This is a genomic window from Terriglobus sp. 2YAB30_2 (assembly GCF_052114765.1).
Taxonomy (GTDB): Bacteria; Acidobacteriota; Terriglobia; order Terriglobales; family Acidobacteriaceae; genus Terriglobus.
Genome location: NZ_JBFRFJ010000004.1, coordinates 40,236 through 57,854, shown reverse-complemented (window position 1 = coordinate 57,854; position 17,619 = coordinate 40,236). Strand labels below are relative to the sequence as shown.

Below are 17,619 nucleotides of genomic sequence, written 5' to 3'. Positions count from 1 at the left end.
GCACCCGGGCCCGAAGCTACCCACGGCTTAACTCTTTGACTCTTCCGACTCCGCTTCTCAGAATCTCCGCAAACCCCTTAACAATCGCTCGATGTTCGCCTTCGCGGTACGCCAGCTCCAGATCGCTGCGCACCTTGACTCCCCGCAGGCGCACACATACCACATCGTTCAGCGCAATCTTCTCGACACACGCCGGCGCGACCGTTATCCCAAGCCCCGCACCCACCAGACGCAGCAGTGTCAGCCACTGCGGCGCCTCCTGCACAATCTGTGGCCGGAAGCCGTGCTCTTCGAAGATGGACATCGGCTTTTCAAACGCCCGCGTTCCCGCAGACGGAGCATGAAAGACAAACGGCTCGTCGCGCAACGCAGCGGCCGAGATGCTGTTGCTGGCGGCAAGCGGATGCTGCTTCGGAAGCACGGCAACATAGGGCTCGTTGAGCAACGGTTCCACATGCAGGCCGTTCGCAGGGCCCCCATCACGCAGAATGCCCACATCGATCTCTCCGCTCATGAGAGACCGCATCACCGACGCCGTGTAGCTCTCGAAGAGCTGAAGTTGCACCTTGGGAAACCGGCGGCGATACGTGCCGAAGGTACGAGGCACGACCGTCAGCATGGCAGAGCTGATAAAACCCACGCGCAGTAAACCCTGCTCGCCGCGGCCGATGCTGCGGGCCTCCTGCATGTCATCCTGCACATTGCTCAGCGTGCGGCGCGCGCGTTCCAGGAAAGCCTCGCCCGCGGCAGTCAGGCGAACCGCACGGGATGTCCGCAGAAAGAGCCGGCAACCAAGGATCTCTTCAAGCTTACGGATCTGCTGGGAGAGCGGAGGCTGGGCGAGATGCAGGCGGCGCGCAGCACGTCCGAAGTGGAGCTCGTCCGCGACGGCGACGAAGTAGCGCAAATGACGCAGCTCGATATCCATATCTTTAACATCCTAATGTGGATAAACAGGATATTGGACATATCGCACATGGGGCGAAAGACTCAGACGTACTGGAGGTGACCCCATGCAGGGCGCTTTGCTGCTGGCCGATCTCCCCGTCGAACGCGGGCGAGTAACCATCCGTACCTTCCAACCTGGAGACGAAGCTGCCTTCCGCTCTCTGAACGAGAACTGGATCAGCAAACACTTCACGATGGAAGATCACGACTACGAGACGCTGGACGATCCACATACGCACATCCTGAACCCAGGCGGACAGATTCTATGCGTGGAAGAGGATGGCGCAGTCTTCGGCTGCGTAGCTCTTGTACCCATGCAGGAAGCGCGTAGCTTCGAGTTGGCGAAGATGGCCATCGATGACTGCTGGCAGGGACGCGGCATGGGCCGCAGGCTGCTCACCGCAACCGTTGGATATGCCCGGGATGTCCTGAAGGCGAAGAAGCTCTTTCTCGAGAGCAACGCGAAGCTCGAGAACGCCGTGCATCTCTACGAAGCGGTCGGCTTCCGTCATCTTCCACCGGATCGAGTGAAGACATCACCCTATGCGCGCGCAAACGTGCACATGGAGCTGGTCTTCTAAATCAAATTTCGCGGGATTACGCCAAGGTGACCGGCATCCCGGTGAACTCGTTCGCCGGGTTAAGGGTAGAGGAGAACGACTGCTCCTCTACCCAACCTTCCTGAGGGGCTTCAGCCAAAAGCTGAGGCCCAATTTTTTGCGTTCAGACACCACGCACGTGAAACTATTCGAGCGAAGCTCGAATCAGTGGGAGCCGTGGCCTGAAGGCCACGGCTCCCACCCTACTCATCCAGCTTGAAGGTCTTGATCTTCACCAGCTTGGAAACCGTCAGGTCTTTCAACCCCCTCGCCTTCATCTTTTCGATAAATGGCTTATCGATATGAAAGACGCACATCTCGATCAATTCCCTGTCGTTGGGATTAAGCCCCATCGACTTGATCTCGCGGATGCGCTCCGGCGTGACGCCAACAGCCTTCATCTCCGTCAGTTTATTCGCGCGTAACTCCGGATATCCTTCGGCTGCGATCGCACGGATGTATTCAGGATCGACATGCAAGGCCCGCAGACCCATCAGGTGGTTTGCAGTGAGATCCGTGACCCCGGTCGCCTGGATCTGCTTGATCCACGCAATGGAAACGTCCAGCATCGCAAAACCTTCCAGGCGCTTGTCGGGAATCTCTCCCTCCAGACCAAGGGAACGCACCTGGCGCGCGTAGTCCGTGTTGGGGGTAAACGTATAGCGGCCCGCGAGCATGCCATCATGCACGACACCGTTGCACCGCATCTCTCCTGCGTCTGCATGCAGACGAGCATCCACCGGCGTACCTTCCTGGGTCAGGAGATCGCGCGTAATGCCCCAGCGCTCCCAACCCATGCTGGAGTTCGAGGTTCCACAGCCGCCGTCGCCCTCGCAGTCTGTGCGGTTGATCAGAAACGAGACCTGATCCGGATGCTTCTCCGAAGGCGAAAGCATGCACACACCGGTCCGTGTTTGGGCGTGCGCCGCCGCCAGCCCCAGGATGAGGAGCGTGAGTGTAAGCGTCTTCATGGTGTCTCCTTAGAGAGTTTTCCCTGTTACTGGGCATCCCAGAAAGGGCGTGCTGCGGCGTTTTCATTAAGGAAAACGCCATGGATGTGGAAGCTCTTGACTACGCCCTCAGGGAAAATCTCCTTTAGTCTTCGAGCAGTCCGCTGATCTTCAGCTTCACCAGCTTGTCCAGCGAGGTGTTGTTGAAGCCGTGCGACTTGGCCTTGGCGATAAAGGCCTCATCGATGTGAAAGTTGGCAGCCTCGCGAATCGTCTTCATATCCGCGTTGGGGAAGGTCTGCTTCACCCAGCGCGTGTACTCCGGCGTCACGCCCTGGGCCTTGAGCGAGACCAGCTGGTGGGCATCCAGGTCGGCAAAGCCAGCCGCCGCCATGCTCTTGGCATACTCCGGAGTCACGCCAACGGACTTGATGGAAACCAGATCATGCAGGTTCTGCACCGGGATTCCCGAGTTCTTCAAGCCGGCCGCGTATTCCGGAGTAATGCCCATGGACTTCAATGCGACCAGATCATGCACGGTCGGCGAACCATAGCCCATACCGGCAATCTGCTTGGCATAGTCGCCGGTAATCCCCAGGCTCTTCTCAGAGATCACATCGCGTAGCGACGCAGGTGGGATGCCGGAGCTCTTCAACTCGGCGACATACTCCGGTGAGACTCCCATCGACTTCAGTGCTACCAGGTCATGCAGGTTCGGGGTGCCGATCCCGAGTTGCGAGATGGACTTTGCATACTCCGGTGTCACACCCACCGACTTCATGCCGACCAGATCGTGCAGCGTGGGCTTGCCGTAACCCGAGTCCGCCACTAACTTGGCATACTCCGGGGTAACGCCAACCGACTTCAGGCTTACCAGATCATGCAGCGAAGGCGTGCCGTAGCCGGCTTCCGCCATCTTCTTGGCGTATTCCGGCGTCACGCCAACCGACCGCATCGAGATGATCTGGTCGAGGTCCTTATCCAGGTCCAGCGGATATCCCGCGTCCTTCATCTGCTGCAGGTAGGCGGCGCCGCCGCCCTTGACGGCATCCTGAAACATCGCCCTGCGTGCAGCGGAGACGACCGGGGCCACATTCGCGGCAACCGCGACATTGACAGCCGGAGTAACAGCGACCTGGATTGCCGAGTTGACCTGCGGAGCAATGTCGCCCATCGGGTCGGGCGCAGGATTCGGTTGCGCTGCGGGTGTGGGATTGGATTGGGCGGCTGGTGCCGGCGCCGCCACAGGCCTCGGTGTAGCTACCGGCGTAGGCGCGGTCTGCGGAGCGGCAATGTTCTCAGCCATCAGAGGCGCCGGGATCGGAACGATCTTCGCCTGCTGCTTCAGTCCCTGCGCCATCTTCGGCGCCAACATCAGTCCCACCACCACGGCTCCGGCCACTGCGGCCTGTACCCCACTCTTCATTCCTGCCTCCATCTGTCGTCCCTCTCCCAGAATCTGTTTCACCCTGCCCAGCAGCGGCGTCTGTCCGTTATTGAGCGCCACAGCCAGCCGCAGCCGCTCCGTACGCTGTTCTTCCAGGCGTAGCAAAGCCTGGGCATAGACCACCGGATCGGCACAGGTCTGCGCCGCCACGGCATCGCAGCACACCTCACGCAGATCCCGCGCGCGGCGGCTGATCCACCAAACCGCCGGATGGAAGAAGAGCAGGCTCTCGATGGCTGTCTGCAGCAGGTTTGCCGCGTAGTCCCATCGGCGGATATGTGCCAGCTCATGCGCCAGCACCGACTCAAGCTCCTCCGGCTCGAGCTGCGCCAGGATGCTTGCCGGCAGAATCACGGCCGTACGCCACACTCCCATTGCCAGTGGCGACAGTACCTCGTCGGAGAAGCGCAGGGCGACGTTGCGGCCCGTGCGAAGCTGCCGGTTGATGCGCTGGAACATAAGCTCCAGCTCCGCCGGAACCAGCCCAGTGGCACGCCGCCGCACCAGCTCCAACTGCCACCATCCACCTGCGGCACGCAATGCGAGCAGCAATACGCCACCGATCCAGATGCCGTCGATCCAGGGAAGAATGCGGTCAGCGTTCCAGGCGATCCACAATTCGCTCTCCTGGACAACCGGCACGGCGACCGGAATCTCCTTCACAATCGCCTCGTGAAACGCTCCCAGCTGGGACGCGGCGACCGTCTGCCCGTCGTGCGAGATGTGCACCACCAGCCGTGACTGATCGACATAGGTTGCGATGGCTGCCAGCGGCATCAGCAGCGTAGCAACAAGTGCAATCAGATAACGCGTGTTTGCTCCTGCCTTATGCGTCAGGCGGTCGGCAATGCTGTAGAACATCGCAATCGCCGTTCCCTGCCAGCAGAAGTGCAGCAGAGTCCAGCCCAGCGCCACCATGGTTCCGTTGTCGATCAATCTCATCGGTCGCCCCTCTCGCCGTTGCTCTGACTTACTTTTTGCGGCGCTTTAGAAGTTTGCGAATCTCGTCCAGCTCTTCTTCACTGGCCTGTTCCATCTCCAGTGCGTGCAGTGCGAGCTGTGCCGCGCTTCCGGCGAAGAAGCGCTGACTCAGCTCACGCATAAAACGGCGCTGCGCATCCTCACGTTTGATCGCTGCGCTATACACATGAGCGCGCTCGCTCTCATCGCGCGTGACCAGACCCTTCTCGGTCATGATCTGCATCAACTTCAGCACGCCAGTGTAGACCACCGGACGCTGCGCATTCACGTCCTCGAAGATCTCGCGAACCGTGGCCTGACCACGATTCCAGAGAATCGTCAGCAATTCAAGCTCGCCTTCGGTCGGTTTGGGTGTCTCCCTGTTCTTCATCATGGGAAGAACGTTATACGAACCCGTTCGTACGTGTCAACGAAAAACTTCGTACGAAATTATATGCACGAAAAAGGGTGCAGAAATTCCCCATACGCCGGGCGCCCCGGGTCCCTAAGGGACCTGGGCATTCGCGCTACGCGCGAACCGTCTTTTTGTTTGTCATTTTGGTAGTGATCGGGGACGCCGGCCAGCTTGCTGGTTGGAGTGGATCGACCATGAGAAGCGGAGAAATTTGTTTCTCACTCAACATCCTTGGTGACTCAGTCAGAAAGACAGGTCGCGCGTAGCGCGATGCCCATGTCCCCGAGGGACACCACCCCAACGAACAAGTTCGTTGGTGACCAGGGACATGGGGCACCCAATGCGTGGCTCTCAGTCCACTTTTGTAATCAAGCACTTCAAATACCGCGTCTCTGGCAGCGTCAGCACCTCCGGATGATCCGGAGCCGCCGCCCTAGTCTCCAGCAGCCGCACCCGCCGCTTTGCATCGGCAGAGGCCGCCGCGACCGTGGCCACAAAATCCTCCAGGTGCACATGGTGCGAGCATGAACACGTCACCAGCACGCCACCAGGCTTCAACATGCGCAGAGCCCGCAGGTTCAGCTCCTTGTAACCGCGCATCGCACCCTCAGCCGCACGCCGTGTCTTCGCAAACGCCGGTGGGTCGAGCACGATGGTGTCAAAACGTTCATTCGCGGCATCGTACTCGCGCAGCAGCGCAAAGGCGTCGCCCTCGATCCATTCAACAGGCTTCCGTATCTGCGACGCATTCAACTCAAGATTGCGGTCAGCAACCTCCAGGGCCGCACGGCTTTGGTCCACAGCCGTGACCTCATCACACACCCGCGCCAGGTGCAACGCAAAGCCGCCCTGGTAGGTACAGACATCCAGCGCACGTCCGTGTGCGTAGCTCGCTGCCGCGGCATAGTTCAAGCGTTGATCGAGAAACGCTCCCGTCTTCTGCCCCGCATTGGCGTCGTAATGAAACTTCAATCCATTCAGATCAAAAACGGTCGCCAGCTTTGCCTCGCCGCGATTGAAGATCGCCTCGGCCGGAGCCGGTGCGAGCTGCTCCAGCTCACGCACACGCGGATCAGGCCGCTCGACGATGGTTCCAATACTCTCGATCTCACGCAGCACTTCCACGACTGCATCGCGAAGGTCCGCCTGCGCTGTTCCCTGTGTCAATAACTGCAGCACCGCGAGATCGTTGTAACGATCGAGCACAATCCCGGGAAGCTCATCCGCCTCACTGAAGATCAACCGGCATGCAGCCCGGCCCTCACGACGCGAGACCGATGCACGCACACGCTCACGCACCAGCGCCAGGTATCCGGCACGGTCCAATGCCGGGTCAGTAGAGACCATGCGCAGCGCAATCTGCGACGCTGCACTGTAGATGGCTGACCCGAGCGGAATGCCGCGATTGTCGGCCACGGCGACCACCGCGCCGGGCGCGATGCCCTCAGGGAGAGACTGCACATCAGAGCTGTAGACCCACACGTGGCCCTCGCGAATGCGATCGGCGGCGCGGCGGGAGATGGCGATAAACGACTGTTGCTTCACCCCTTAATCGTCGCATAGGAGCATGGAGCATTTTCCCAGTGGGTGTAATGTAGGGTTTCCGCATCCATGGGCGTTTCCGCAATGAAAACGCGACGGCACACCCTCCCGGGATACCCAGCAACAGGGAAACGCTCTAGAATCAACCCCAGGACCTATGGCGCAGGACAAAACGATCTACACCTCCCTCACCGGCTTTGGTCTGCTGAACAGCCCGGCATTGAACAAGGGCACCGCTTTTACCGAAGCCGAGCGCGACGAGTTCTTTCTTCACGGCCTTCTGCCGCCTCAAATCGGAACCCTCGACCAGCAGGTAGAGCGCCGGATCAAGGCCTTTCGGGCGTTGAATAGCAATCTCGAAAAGTACGTCTTCATGCGCGACCTGCAGGACCACAGCGAGACCATCTTCTATGCCTTGGTCTCCCACCACATCGAGGAGATGCTCCCGATCGTCTACACACCCACCGTAGGCGAGGGCTGCCAGCGCTTCTCGGAGCACTATCACACGCCGCGCGGCGTCTATCTCAGCTATCCCAACAAGCACCGCATCGCGCAGATCCTCTCTCACCCGCGCTACGACCACATCCGCTGCATCGTCGTCTCCGATGGTGAGCGCATCCTTGGTCTGGGAGACCAGGGCGCCGGCGGCATGGGCATCCCCATCGGCAAGCTGGCGCTTTACACCGCGCTCGCCGGCGTCCATCCCATGTGGTGTCTGCCTGTCTTTCTCGACGTTGGCACCGACAACCAGGACCGCCTCGACAACCCGCTCTATATCGGCTGGAAGAACCGCCGTATTCGCGGGAAAGAGTACGACGAGTTCGTCGAAGAGTTCGTTCGCGCCGTACGCCGCCGTTGGCCTCATGTTCTGCTGCAGTGGGAGGATTTTGCCGGAAACAACGCCAGCCGCTTGCTTGAACGCTACCGTACGAAGGTCTGCAGCTTCAACGACGACATCCAGGGCACCGCGGCCGTCTCCACGGCCACCATTCTCGCCAGCTCCTCGCTCACCGGCATTCCGCTACGCGATCAGCGTGTCGCGATCTTCGGCTTCGGCTCCGCAGGCACCGGCATCGCACAACTGCTAGCAAAGGCCATGCAGGACCAGGGGCTTTCGCAAGCTGAAGCACGCAGCCGTTTCTTCCCTGTCGATATCGGCGGCCTTGTATTGGAAGACACACCCCATCTGCGCGATGACCAGAAGGCCTTCGCACAATCGCGCTCCGCTCTCGCCAACTGGCAACTCAACGATTCCGCCTTTATCAGCCTTGAAGATGTCGTCCGCAACGCGAAGCCCACGGTATTAATCGGAGTCTCTGGCCAGTTCGGCGCCTTCAACGAGACCATCGTGCGTGAGATGGCGAGGCATGTCGCACGGCCTGCGATCTTCCCCCTCTCAAACCCAACCTCACGTGCTGAAGCCACGCCGCTCGACCTGCTGCACTGGACGGATGGACGCGCCATCATTGGCACCGGCAGTCCGTGGGGCACAGTGGAATACAACGGAGCTCCTTATCGCGTCGCACAGACCAACAACTCCTACATCTTCCCCGGTCTCGCGCTTGGCATCATCATGTCGCGCGCCAAGCAGGTAAGCGACGGCATGATCATGGCCTCCGCAAAAGCCCTGGCGTCGGTGACTCCTTCCTGCAGCGATCAGAGTGCATGCCTGCTGCCGGAGATGAGCCGCATCCGCGAGGTCTCGACCACCATCGCCCGCGCTGTCGGTATGCAAGCTCAACAGGAAGGCCTCGCAGCCGTGAAAGGCGATGCCTTCGAAAAGGCTCTACGCGAGCATGTCTGGGAACCGGTCTACATGCCCTACCGGAGGCGCAAATAGCCGCGTGGGATGCCATCGTCGTCGGTGCCGGAGCCGCCGGCATGATGGCCGCGATCGAAGCCGGCAAACGAGGCCGACGTGTGCTTGTGCTCGACCACTCGCAGCGCATTGGACGCAAGATTCTGATCTCCGGCGGCGGGCGCTGCAACTTCACCAACGTCGGCGCTCGTGCGGAGAACTATCTCTCCGCGAACCCGCACTTCGCCAAGTCTGTTCTTGCGCGTTACACACCACGTGACTTCATCGCTCTGGTGGAGAAGCACCGCATCGCTTATCACGAGAAGACGCTCGGCCAGCTCTTCTGCGATGGCTCAGCGCAGCAGATCGTCACTTTGCTTGAGCGGGAAGCCACGGAAGCCGGAGTCACCATCCAGGCCGACACCGCCGTGCAAGAGGTACAGCACAGCGATTCCTTTACGCTGCGCACCAATCGGGGAGAGTTCCACGCGCCATCGTTGGTCATCGCCAGCGGCGGCCTTTCCATTCCCAAGATCGGTGCAACCGGCTTCGGCTATGACATCGCCCGTCGGTTCGGTCTGCGTGTGCGCGACCTCCGCCCCGGCCTGGTGCCGCTGGTCTTCAACCCAAACGATACGAAGCAATGGTGCGATCTCACCGGGCTCTCCGCCGAGGTGATTGCCTATGCCGGCAAACGCAGTTTCCGGGAGAAGCTGTTGATCACGCATCGTGGCATAAGCGGGCCGGCCGTGCTGCAGATCAGTTCCTACTGGCAGCCCGGCAGCGCATTGCACTTCGACATGGCTCCAGGGAAGAAGGTACTCGAAGCATTGCAGGCATCTCCAAGTGGGCGCGACACAACCGCACTGCGTCAGGCACTGTATGCTGCTCTTCCACAGCGGCTGGCTGACCGGTGGATAACAACGCATCCGCAGCAGAAGTGGAGCAACGCCGCCCTGGAAGAAAGTGAGCAGGGGCTGCATCAATGGGAAATCATGCCCGCCGGCACCGAAGGCTACGAGAAAGCAGAAGTCACAGCAGGCGGCATCGACACCGACGACCTCGATGCAAAGACCATGCAGGCACGCAACGTGCCCGGCCTCTTCTTCATCGGCGAAGTTGTCGATGTTACTGGCTGGCTCGGGGGCTACAACTTCCAGTGGGCCTGGGCTTCGGGCGCAGCCGCGGGACGAGCGTTGTAGATGGCACATCATTCATCTCATAACCAGGCTCGACAAATTCGGTAACCAATACCCTGGGTGCCCCATCCATTGCAAAGCAATGGGTGGGACGTCGAGCGAAGCTCGAATCATGCTGTCCAGCTCGGGGAAAGTAAACAAAAGCGGTCTCACATCGGGAAGATGCTCAACTACCTCAGCGCGTCGCCGTAGCCTTCATGCAGCTATCAATCATCTCCAGCGCCTTTTCAAATGAGGCTCGCGCAACCAGAAAGATAGATTCATCGTCAGGATCTTCCCGCAGATAGAGATAGATCCCCGCAAGGCAGGCATCGCGCTCGTCTTTCGATAACCGAATCAGTGTCTCCGCATCCAGCAGAGGAACATAGAACGGATAGCTGCGATAGACATCGTCGTCGATCTTGCCTTTCAGCCACGTCGAAATCTGCCGCGCGTCTCGCTCTGCCCATCCTTCTGAAGCAATAATCTCCAGCAGTGCTCCGGAGTCTGCCATCTGCTCTTCCACATCCAGGCGAGCATCTTCATCCTTGGCAAGGATCCGGCGCACCTCATGGGAGAGCGTTGGAAATTTTTGACCCGGCAGACGATGCGTGAAGTCCCGCTTCGTCATCGAACGTGGTGGCTCGCGGTCAGGCCACACTCCCATAGCGAGGCTGGGGATCCACTTCGAGCTGTTACGGCTCAGAAGAGTTGCGCCCCCGGGCCGAGGCAACTGTGTCATCTGGATCAGGATCTCCCGGCGCATCAGCTTGCTCTGCTGCCGTTCCATCCAGTGCTGACACCCGGAAAGAAGATCGATCAGGCCCATTCGCTCCTCATCCGAAAGAGGAAACCTGCATTCGATGCGAAGAGCTGATAGTTCCTCCGGGCCGCGGTCAACGATAGGAAGCTGTTCGATCTCCCACTGTGGTTTCATTGCGGCTGTTTCCTTTCCAGGTCAAACACCGGATGCGGTTCTCCGTCCTGGCGCATCTTCTCCAGAATCTCAGTCAGCACCTCATCGAGGCTCTCTTTGCTGGCGAACAGAATTCCTCGGTCATCCGGGCTCTCCGCAATAAAGACATCGAAGACCTCAAACCACTGAGCCAGATCATCGGGCGTGGCAGCCAGGAAGTCGCTTGCCTTCCAGTACGGAATGATGAAGGTCAGGCCGTCGAAGGAGGCCTCGTCTTCGAGCCCTTTGCCGAACACCTGTTTGCTCTTCTCCCGGAAGGCGTCTCCCAGCAGGAAGGTCGCCTGCCACAACGCATCGGTGTCGAAGTGTTTGAAGGCGGGCATCTCACGAACGGCCGGATAATCCGGAATCGGTGGAGGTGTAGTCGCGGGGTCGGGAGGAAGATAGATCATCGTATATCCACCGTTCCCCAGGAATAGTTCGCGCTTCCATTGCTCATCCCGGTGCAGAAACCAGAACATGTAATCGGCGACGTGTTCATTGAAATCGAACTTCGCTTTGCCCTTGATAACCGCGTCGAGGTCTTCTTCGGTAGGAATCGGCGGTAGCTTGCCGTTCGGCTTTCGTCCAAGTCCCATCAACGGTATCAGCTTGATCTGGTGTCGATGCAGCGTCTCCTTCAGGTGGCCCTGGGGCGCTGTGAGCTTCATCTGCAGGAAGCTCTCCTGTCTCAGCCTGCCGTCTTTCGCCAACACGGCGTGAAGCTCATCGAAGAATCGGTGCAGCCACTGTAGCTCTCTGCCGTAGACCGGTGTGTTGCTGACCGGAAGCCAGTAGAGAGAGCAGACAGTAACTTCATGCGACTTTCTGATGGGAAGCATTCCCTGCTCGGGAATGGGATTGAGGCGGTTACGAGGCTCTTTCTTCGTCGTCTCTGGATTCATCGAAGATCACTGATTCCCCAAAACTGAACCTACTGTTGTTTTGCCTGCTTCTGTGCCTTGATGGTTTGCTCGATGAAGGCTTTCCCGGCCTCGTCCGCACTTACACCGCGGTTCGGCGTGGGCGCCTGCATGCCGGTTGGCTGCGCACTTCCTTTGACCTGCAAAAGGAATTGGTTTGCCGCATTGGCCGCCTGGAAGTGGCCATTGCGCGATGTCCAGCCGCTGCCCGTAGGAATACGATCTCCCGAGGTCAGCGCGATATAAAGCATGCGGCTTCGGCCATCGTCCTGTGCGACTTCAGCATGATCGACAGCCGTGAGTGGATAGACGGTCTTCGTCGTCCGGAAGAATGCGTGATCTTCGATGACCAGGTTGTGGTCTGCCCTGGAGAACATCAGCGTGGAGGTCTGCGTAACCGTGTAGAGACACAGCACAAACGGGATGAACCCGGCAAGGAACAAGATCGAGACCGGCTTGAAGCCGGTCTGCTTGATCAGGATCGCAAAGATAATCGCCAGAGGAAATCCGATAACCGCCAGAGGGATTGCGACGAGATACTCCGGCGGAAAGTGCAGGATAAGATCGCCGTTTCTCGCGTGCAGAATCTGGATTGCTGATGACCAGGAAAAACCCATGTACTCCTCAATCGAAGGGGGTGATTGGCGTGGGGGCGGGCAGTGCGTTCGGCTTGAATGGAGTTCCGAAGCGAAGCATCGCGATCAGAGCGCCCGTTACCATCAGCTTTGCCGAGGTCAAACGGATCGCGGTCTTGATCGCTGCGATCTTCACATCGATTGCCTTCGTGTCCATTCGGAAGACAGAGATGTCGCCCTTCCACATGCTGAGATCGAACTTGGCGCCGTTGATCGTGGTAGCTGTGGTGCAGACGTCCAACTTGGCGATGTCATACAACGTGACCCGCAGATCATAGCGATGGAAGCAGTCTTTGAACGACTGAAGCCACGACTCGGGGTGTGTCTCGACCAGGTCTCCCTGGTAGTTGCGCGTCGTTACGCCGGTAAAGTGCTCCGTTCTGGTGTTGCCATTGAGCTGCATGTGCGGGCCGAAGTGGCTCACATTCGTACTCTGAACCACCGTCGATGTGAGATTTCCATTCAGCGTGTAATTGTGATCGGTAGTGATGGTCTCATTCAGCGTGCCGGACAAGATACTGGTCATGTCTCCGGTCTGGTAATAGTTCAAATTGCCCCTGATCTCACGCAGGACATTTCCGGTAACCTCATCCCATTCCTGAAATGCCGGAGAGCCGCTGAAGGGGATTCTTGCTCCCATGGTCGGCAGCTTTGCATCGTCTGTCCCATAGGTTCTCGTACCAATCTTGATGGAGGTATCCATGACAGGCGCCATGATTAATTGGTCTCCTTGGTGAAGAACTTGCTGCGGATGTGGACCTGGCCATTCGGTGCGCTCAGGCAGATATCTCCATCTTCGGAGTGCACCAGGATCGTGGACCGGCCATGCTCATCGGTGTTCTCCAGCATGGCAATACGCAGCTTATTCGGCGTGGCCATGACCAGAGACTCCTTGCCTTGCTTGTCAATGAACTGGATGCGGTTTCCGCTCTTGGTCATCAGGCGCTTGATGTCGTTGTTAGGAATCTCGCCACCGAAGAACGCATCGCGCGGCTGCTCATGCACACCGTTCCATAGAGCTCCAATTACGACCGGACGCTCCGGATCACCGTCTTCAAAGGCCACGGCAACTTCGTCTCCGACTTCGGGCATGAACATGAACCCGCGGCCAGGGCCGGCGTGAGGACTGGTTGTTCGTGCCCAGTGCGTCGAGCCGTCTTCCTGCCAGAAGAACTGGACCTTGACTCTGCCCATCTTCTTCGGATCGTTGTGATCGACGACACGTGCCGGGACGATTCCGTTCCAGGTGCGGGCGACCGGTGCATGCTGATTGCGATACTCCTTCCACGGCGTGCACACGAAGCTGTTGCTATAGCCCTGGGGAGTCCAGTTATGCTCCACACGCACCAGGCCGTAGGTGCCCTTTGCATCCAGAGTGCCGCTGATCGTCACGGTGTTGCCGGCTAACAGCGTCTGATTGCGCGACTGCCCGCGTCCGGTAATGGCACTGCCAATCGAGCGCTCGCTCTCCGCCTGCAGTTGATCGTTGTAGTGATCCAGCGTAACGGCTCGAGCCCGCTGCGGTTCGAAACCCGGAGGCAGCTTCTGCGATGCCGACTGCACCGCGCTGGTAAGCCGTTGAGCTCCATCATAGAACTGCGGCGCCTTCGATACGTTATTGAAGGTATTCGACTGCATGACGTGGTGGTCATAGTGCGAGCCGCAAAAGCTTGCTGGCGAGAGTGTGCCCTGCAGACTGAAGCCGGTCAGTCCGCCTTCTTCTCTCCAGTTGATCGAGCTGCCGCTACGGAAGCTGTTGAAGATCTCGACGCCGGTCTCGTTCGGGCGAAGCCATGCTCCGTAGTCATCGACGATACGGTTCAGGAACGAGAAATCGGTCTCGCCATACTGCACGTAGTTCAGCGGAGAACCGTCGCCCGCATTGACGCTTACTGGAATGCCATCGCGGCCGCCGATGGTACCCGCAATCGATGAAAGCGTCTGCGCAGGAAAGTACTGCTTGCGCTCCGTCACATCGAGCTTGTAGCTGGTGCTTACTGCCATCAGGTAAGCCGTATAGCTTCCCCAGATCTCATACACCAGGCGAACATCATAGAAAAAACCCGAAAAGTGGACGTGTTTCGTGCCGTCCTCATCGGTGGTTGTGATTTTTATCGTCTTCCCAAGCAGATCTTCCACGGATAGACGATTGTCTTCGGTCTGACGGCAGGCAATGGTGCACCACCAGTGCTGGTTCAACTCCTGCACCACATCGACTGACGTGAGAATAGAGTCCTGCAGCAGGCCGTCACTAATCTCAACGGAGGGTAAAGCCATGGGGGAGCTCCTCGGTTGCGGTCGTTGGAGCATTTTTCCTGTAGGTGTCGGGCAGGGCTTGTGCATCTATGGGCGTTTTCTGCAATGAAAACGCCGCTGCACGCCACTTGCGGGATACCCGGCAACAGGAAAAATGCTCTAGCCAGTTTGATGCCGAGTTCGGGGGAACTCGGTCGATTTCGATCAGTCTATTTCACATCTCCAATCGCAATCCACGAAGCCCAGTACGATTTGCCATTAAATAATAATGAACTCATCCCGGGGCACCCTTGAATTCATCAAAAAATCACTCTCCGCCTTCATGGGCGGGGAGTGGGCTGCCAGTATTGCAAACCTTCCAGATCATGAGTTCCTGCGAGTCGTTCTCCTGGTGATTGTCCTAGAGGACGGAGACTACCTCCACGATCTCATCCGTAGTCACGATCGCATCCGCATAATTCGGCAAGTTGATATCGAGAGCAGCATTGAGTTCGACCCATCCGTAACTACAAGCCGGCAGATTCCTTCTTCACCTGCCGGCATAGAGAGAAATCGGAATCCGCATTACGCCAGCGCTGCAGCACAGCCTGATAACTCAGCTGAGCCTTCTGTTTTTCACCAGCGGCTGCATATGACCTTGCCAGACCCAGCTCTGCCATATTCAATAAGGGGTCGTTCATGACCAGACCAGGGTGATCGATAATCTTTCGAAATTCGACAATTGCTTCCTGGGGGCGATGCATGGCGAGCAGCGCCTGGCCGCGAATATAGACTGAGTGAAGCGGCTGGCTTAGCTCAAAAGGCGTAACCTCCTGGAGAAGGCCGATCGCCTTCTGTGGCTGATTCTGAGAGAGCGCCAGCGCCGCCTCGATAGTTGGCACATAGTCATATCGCACTAAGGTGTCGTCAGGAAATCTTCTGGTGAGATCGTTCACCAGCTTCGATACCTCTGACGCTTCTCCCACCATCGCAGACGCGAAGGCCGCACCATATTCCACGCTCTTAGCCGTGGAGATGCGAAGAGCACTCCGGAGCTGGCCTTTCGCGAACTGTGAACGCCCGTACAGGGCCTCCGGAATTGCTTCCGCAATCTGCAACTGGGCCTCTGTGTCATGCCTGGATGACTGTCTCGCTAAGCTGGTGGCCCGTCCTGAGAGGTCACGCGCCTCGGAGAGGCGCCCCGTCAGGGATAGCGTCGCTACCTCATAGCCAAGAAGCGAGGGATTGGCCGGTGCAGCTTGCACAGCGCGCTTCATGCCATCTTCATCGCCCTCGAGGAAGGCCATCCGATATGCATCTGTGACGAAACTGGGAAGAAACAGCTTTCTCGCTGAGGCCTGCTGCAGAACCCTGCCCGCGTCGTCCGGTTTTCCGGTCGCAATCAGGTTCAGAGCCGCATTGCGATAACCAATGACAAAATCGGGATCGATCTCAATCGTCTGATTGCTCTCCTCCAGCGCCTTCTCATACTGGCCGTAAGCGGGATAAATCACACCTGCAAGGAAACTGTGGGCATAGACGTCGCGAGGATACATCTGTTCCCAGGCCTCGCACGTCTCCTTACCGCGGGCCAGATTCCCCGAAACCAGCAGGTCGTAGGACACATCGATCAAAAACCGCTCTCGATCGCTGGCCCTGTTCCTCAGCTCATAAGCCTTCTGGGTGGCCTGCATTGCCGGAACCTCTTCACCGAGATCGGCATACATCCGTCCAAGCCATACGTAGGCCACCGCGAACTGGGGATCCAGCTCTGTGGCGTGCATCAGGAGTGGAATAGCCGCTCTGCTCCCTCTGCTATTGAAGAGCCTTGTGGCCTGGCTGAAGTCTTTGAGCGCATCGAGCGATGAGGTCGTCGCTTCAGGCAGCGGGATGTCCAGTTGATCGATCGATGCTCTTGACTCGCCAATCCGAGCACGAAACTTTGCGGCCATCTCCCCGAGAGCCTGTAAAGCATCTTCTTTTCGCTTCACCTGGATCTGTTCAGCGTCGAGCTCTTCTCCCGTGCTGCATCGTCTCGCCCGCAGGCCCAGGATGTACTCATTACCCAGACGCGCGACCGATCCTTCCAACACGGCGTCTCCCCCGATACGTTGGCAGATCTCCCGGCCCAGCTCAGGAGGGAGGGGACTATCAAGTTTCATTCCCATCAATCCCAGGGTCTTACGAATCTGAGCCTCGCTCGCCAGCCGGATGACAGGCGATTGCTCGAGCTGAACGATCATGCCTTGCCGCAGCGCGTCGTCAAATACCGCCTCCCCGCTTGTATTTATAAAATCGGCCAGCACCAGGGTGCTCTTCGTACTGAGCCTGGGCATCTCGTTGCGCGCCTGTCTTGTAAAAAAGACAATTGCAGTCACGCATAGACCTACCGCGAGACCATAGATCCAGATGCGACGAGGCGCATATCTGGCGGAGTGAGACATTGCCAAAGTGCTCTCGCCTCCGCCCGCCTTTGGAAGCTCTTCAGCAGCGATCGCCTCGGGCTCATCGTGCTCACGTACTTCGTTAGAGGCAGGACTGGACGGATCCGCCGTTCTCACCTGCGCAATGAAACGGTACCCAAGTGTCGGCACCGTCTCAATGTACTTCGGAGCCTTAGGATCATCGCCCAGTTGCTTCCGGAGTATGGCAATCGCCCGGGTCAAGGTCGATTCTTCGACAAAGGTGTCTTTCCAGACCGTTCCCAGGATCGTCTTTTTTTCAAGGAGCGTTCCTGGAGCGGCAACTAACAGGAACAGAACCCGAAGCGCTTTGGGTTCAACCGACATCCGCTCCCCACGACGGCTGAGAGAAAAGTCCTGCTCACTAAGCTCATAGTCGTCAAACAGATAAAGCACAATCACCTCTGCGGACTCCATGCCCCTGGAACGGACAAGGGATTATGCGAAGCCTGGTCTTTTTCAAACCATCGGGGACAGATTACTATCGACGGATTCTCCTCACCTCCAGTTGTGTTGAAACAATGAACAACCTCGCCAGGGTTTGTTTGGTTCCTTGGGTGTCCTGAATGAAT

General features: G+C 58.4%; 14 protein-coding genes. 3 read left to right on the top strand and 11 right to left on the bottom strand.

The annotated features are described in order from the left end of the window. Positions 1-16: 16 nt before the first annotated feature. Entirely contained in the window at positions 17-928 is a 912-nt protein-coding gene (locus AB4Y89_RS07900) for a LysR substrate-binding domain-containing protein (protein WP_442300374.1), read from the bottom strand. Between the two features lie 85 nt (positions 929-1,013). On the opposite strand from AB4Y89_RS07900, the gene AB4Y89_RS07895 reads away from it, so the two are divergent. Further along, complete coding sequence (locus AB4Y89_RS07895; protein ID WP_442300373.1) at positions 1,014-1,529, top strand: GNAT family N-acetyltransferase; 516 nt, start codon at positions 1,014-1,016, stop codon at positions 1,527-1,529. 221 nt (positions 1,530-1,750) lie between these two features. Here AB4Y89_RS07895 and AB4Y89_RS07890 read toward each other — a convergent pair whose 3' ends face one another. The 4 genes from AB4Y89_RS07890 to AB4Y89_RS07875 form a co-directional block, all read right to left on the bottom strand. Next, a complete protein-coding gene (locus tag AB4Y89_RS07890; protein ID WP_442300372.1) occupies positions 1,751-2,518 on the bottom strand; it encodes a hypothetical protein in 768 nt (255 codons plus the stop codon). A gap of 124 nt (positions 2,519-2,642) precedes the next feature. Further along, positions 2,643-4,886 carry a M56 family metallopeptidase gene (locus AB4Y89_RS07885; protein WP_442300371.1) on the bottom strand — a complete coding sequence of 748 codons (2,244 nt, stop codon included), beginning with the start codon at positions 4,884-4,886 and terminating at the stop codon, positions 2,643-2,645. 28 nt (positions 4,887-4,914) lie between these two features. Then, positions 4,915-5,298 (bottom strand): BlaI/MecI/CopY family transcriptional regulator, encoded by a 384-nt coding sequence (locus tag AB4Y89_RS07880; RefSeq protein ID WP_442300370.1) that lies wholly within the window; start codon positions 5,296-5,298, stop codon positions 4,915-4,917. A gap of 372 nt (positions 5,299-5,670) precedes the next feature. Beyond that, a complete protein-coding gene (locus AB4Y89_RS07875; protein ID WP_442300369.1) occupies positions 5,671-6,864 on the bottom strand; it encodes a class I SAM-dependent rRNA methyltransferase in 1,194 nt (397 codons plus the stop codon). A gap of 154 nt (positions 6,865-7,018) precedes the next feature. Here AB4Y89_RS07875 and AB4Y89_RS07870 point away from each other — a divergent pair, with 154 nt between their 5' ends. Both AB4Y89_RS07870 and AB4Y89_RS07865 read left to right on the top strand, forming a co-directional pair. Continuing rightward, on the top strand, positions 7,019-8,701 hold the full coding sequence (locus tag AB4Y89_RS07870; protein WP_442300368.1) for an NAD-dependent malic enzyme: 1,683 nt from the start codon (positions 7,019-7,021) through the stop codon (positions 8,699-8,701). Next, positions 8,662-9,861, top strand: a complete 1,200-nt coding sequence (locus AB4Y89_RS07865; RefSeq protein ID WP_442300645.1) for an NAD(P)/FAD-dependent oxidoreductase — start codon at positions 8,662-8,664, stop codon at positions 9,859-9,861. The genes AB4Y89_RS07870 and AB4Y89_RS07865 overlap by 40 nt, the downstream gene beginning before the upstream one ends. 172 nt (positions 9,862-10,033) lie before the next feature. Here the strand turns inward: AB4Y89_RS07865 and AB4Y89_RS07860 are convergent, their stop codons facing one another. The 6 genes from AB4Y89_RS07860 to AB4Y89_RS07835 form a co-directional block, all read right to left on the bottom strand. Next, positions 10,034-10,774, bottom strand: a complete 741-nt coding sequence (locus AB4Y89_RS07860; RefSeq protein WP_442300367.1) for a hypothetical protein — start codon at positions 10,772-10,774, stop codon at positions 10,034-10,036. Continuing rightward, complete coding sequence (locus tag AB4Y89_RS07855) at positions 10,771-11,697, bottom strand: hypothetical protein (RefSeq protein ID WP_442300366.1); 927 nt, start codon at positions 11,695-11,697, stop codon at positions 10,771-10,773. Before AB4Y89_RS07855 ends, AB4Y89_RS07860 begins: the two co-directional genes overlap by 4 nt. 29 nt (positions 11,698-11,726) lie before the next feature. After that, complete coding sequence (locus tag AB4Y89_RS07850; protein ID WP_442300365.1) at positions 11,727-12,332, bottom strand: hypothetical protein; 606 nt, start codon at positions 12,330-12,332, stop codon at positions 11,727-11,729. Positions 12,333-12,339: 7 nt separating this feature from the next. Further along, positions 12,340-13,065, bottom strand: a complete 726-nt coding sequence (locus AB4Y89_RS07845) for a hypothetical protein (RefSeq protein ID WP_442300364.1) — start codon at positions 13,063-13,065, stop codon at positions 12,340-12,342. 2 nt (positions 13,066-13,067) lie between these two features. Beyond that, positions 13,068-14,627: a type VI secretion system Vgr family protein gene (locus tag AB4Y89_RS07840; protein ID WP_442300363.1), complete on the bottom strand. Its 1,560-nt coding sequence runs from the start codon at positions 14,625-14,627 to the stop codon at positions 13,068-13,070. Between the two features lie 485 nt (positions 14,628-15,112). Beyond that, on the bottom strand, positions 15,113-17,464 hold the full coding sequence (locus AB4Y89_RS07835) for a winged helix-turn-helix domain-containing protein (protein ID WP_442300362.1): 2,352 nt from the start codon (positions 17,462-17,464) through the stop codon (positions 15,113-15,115). Between the last annotated feature and the right edge of the window lie 155 nt (positions 17,465-17,619).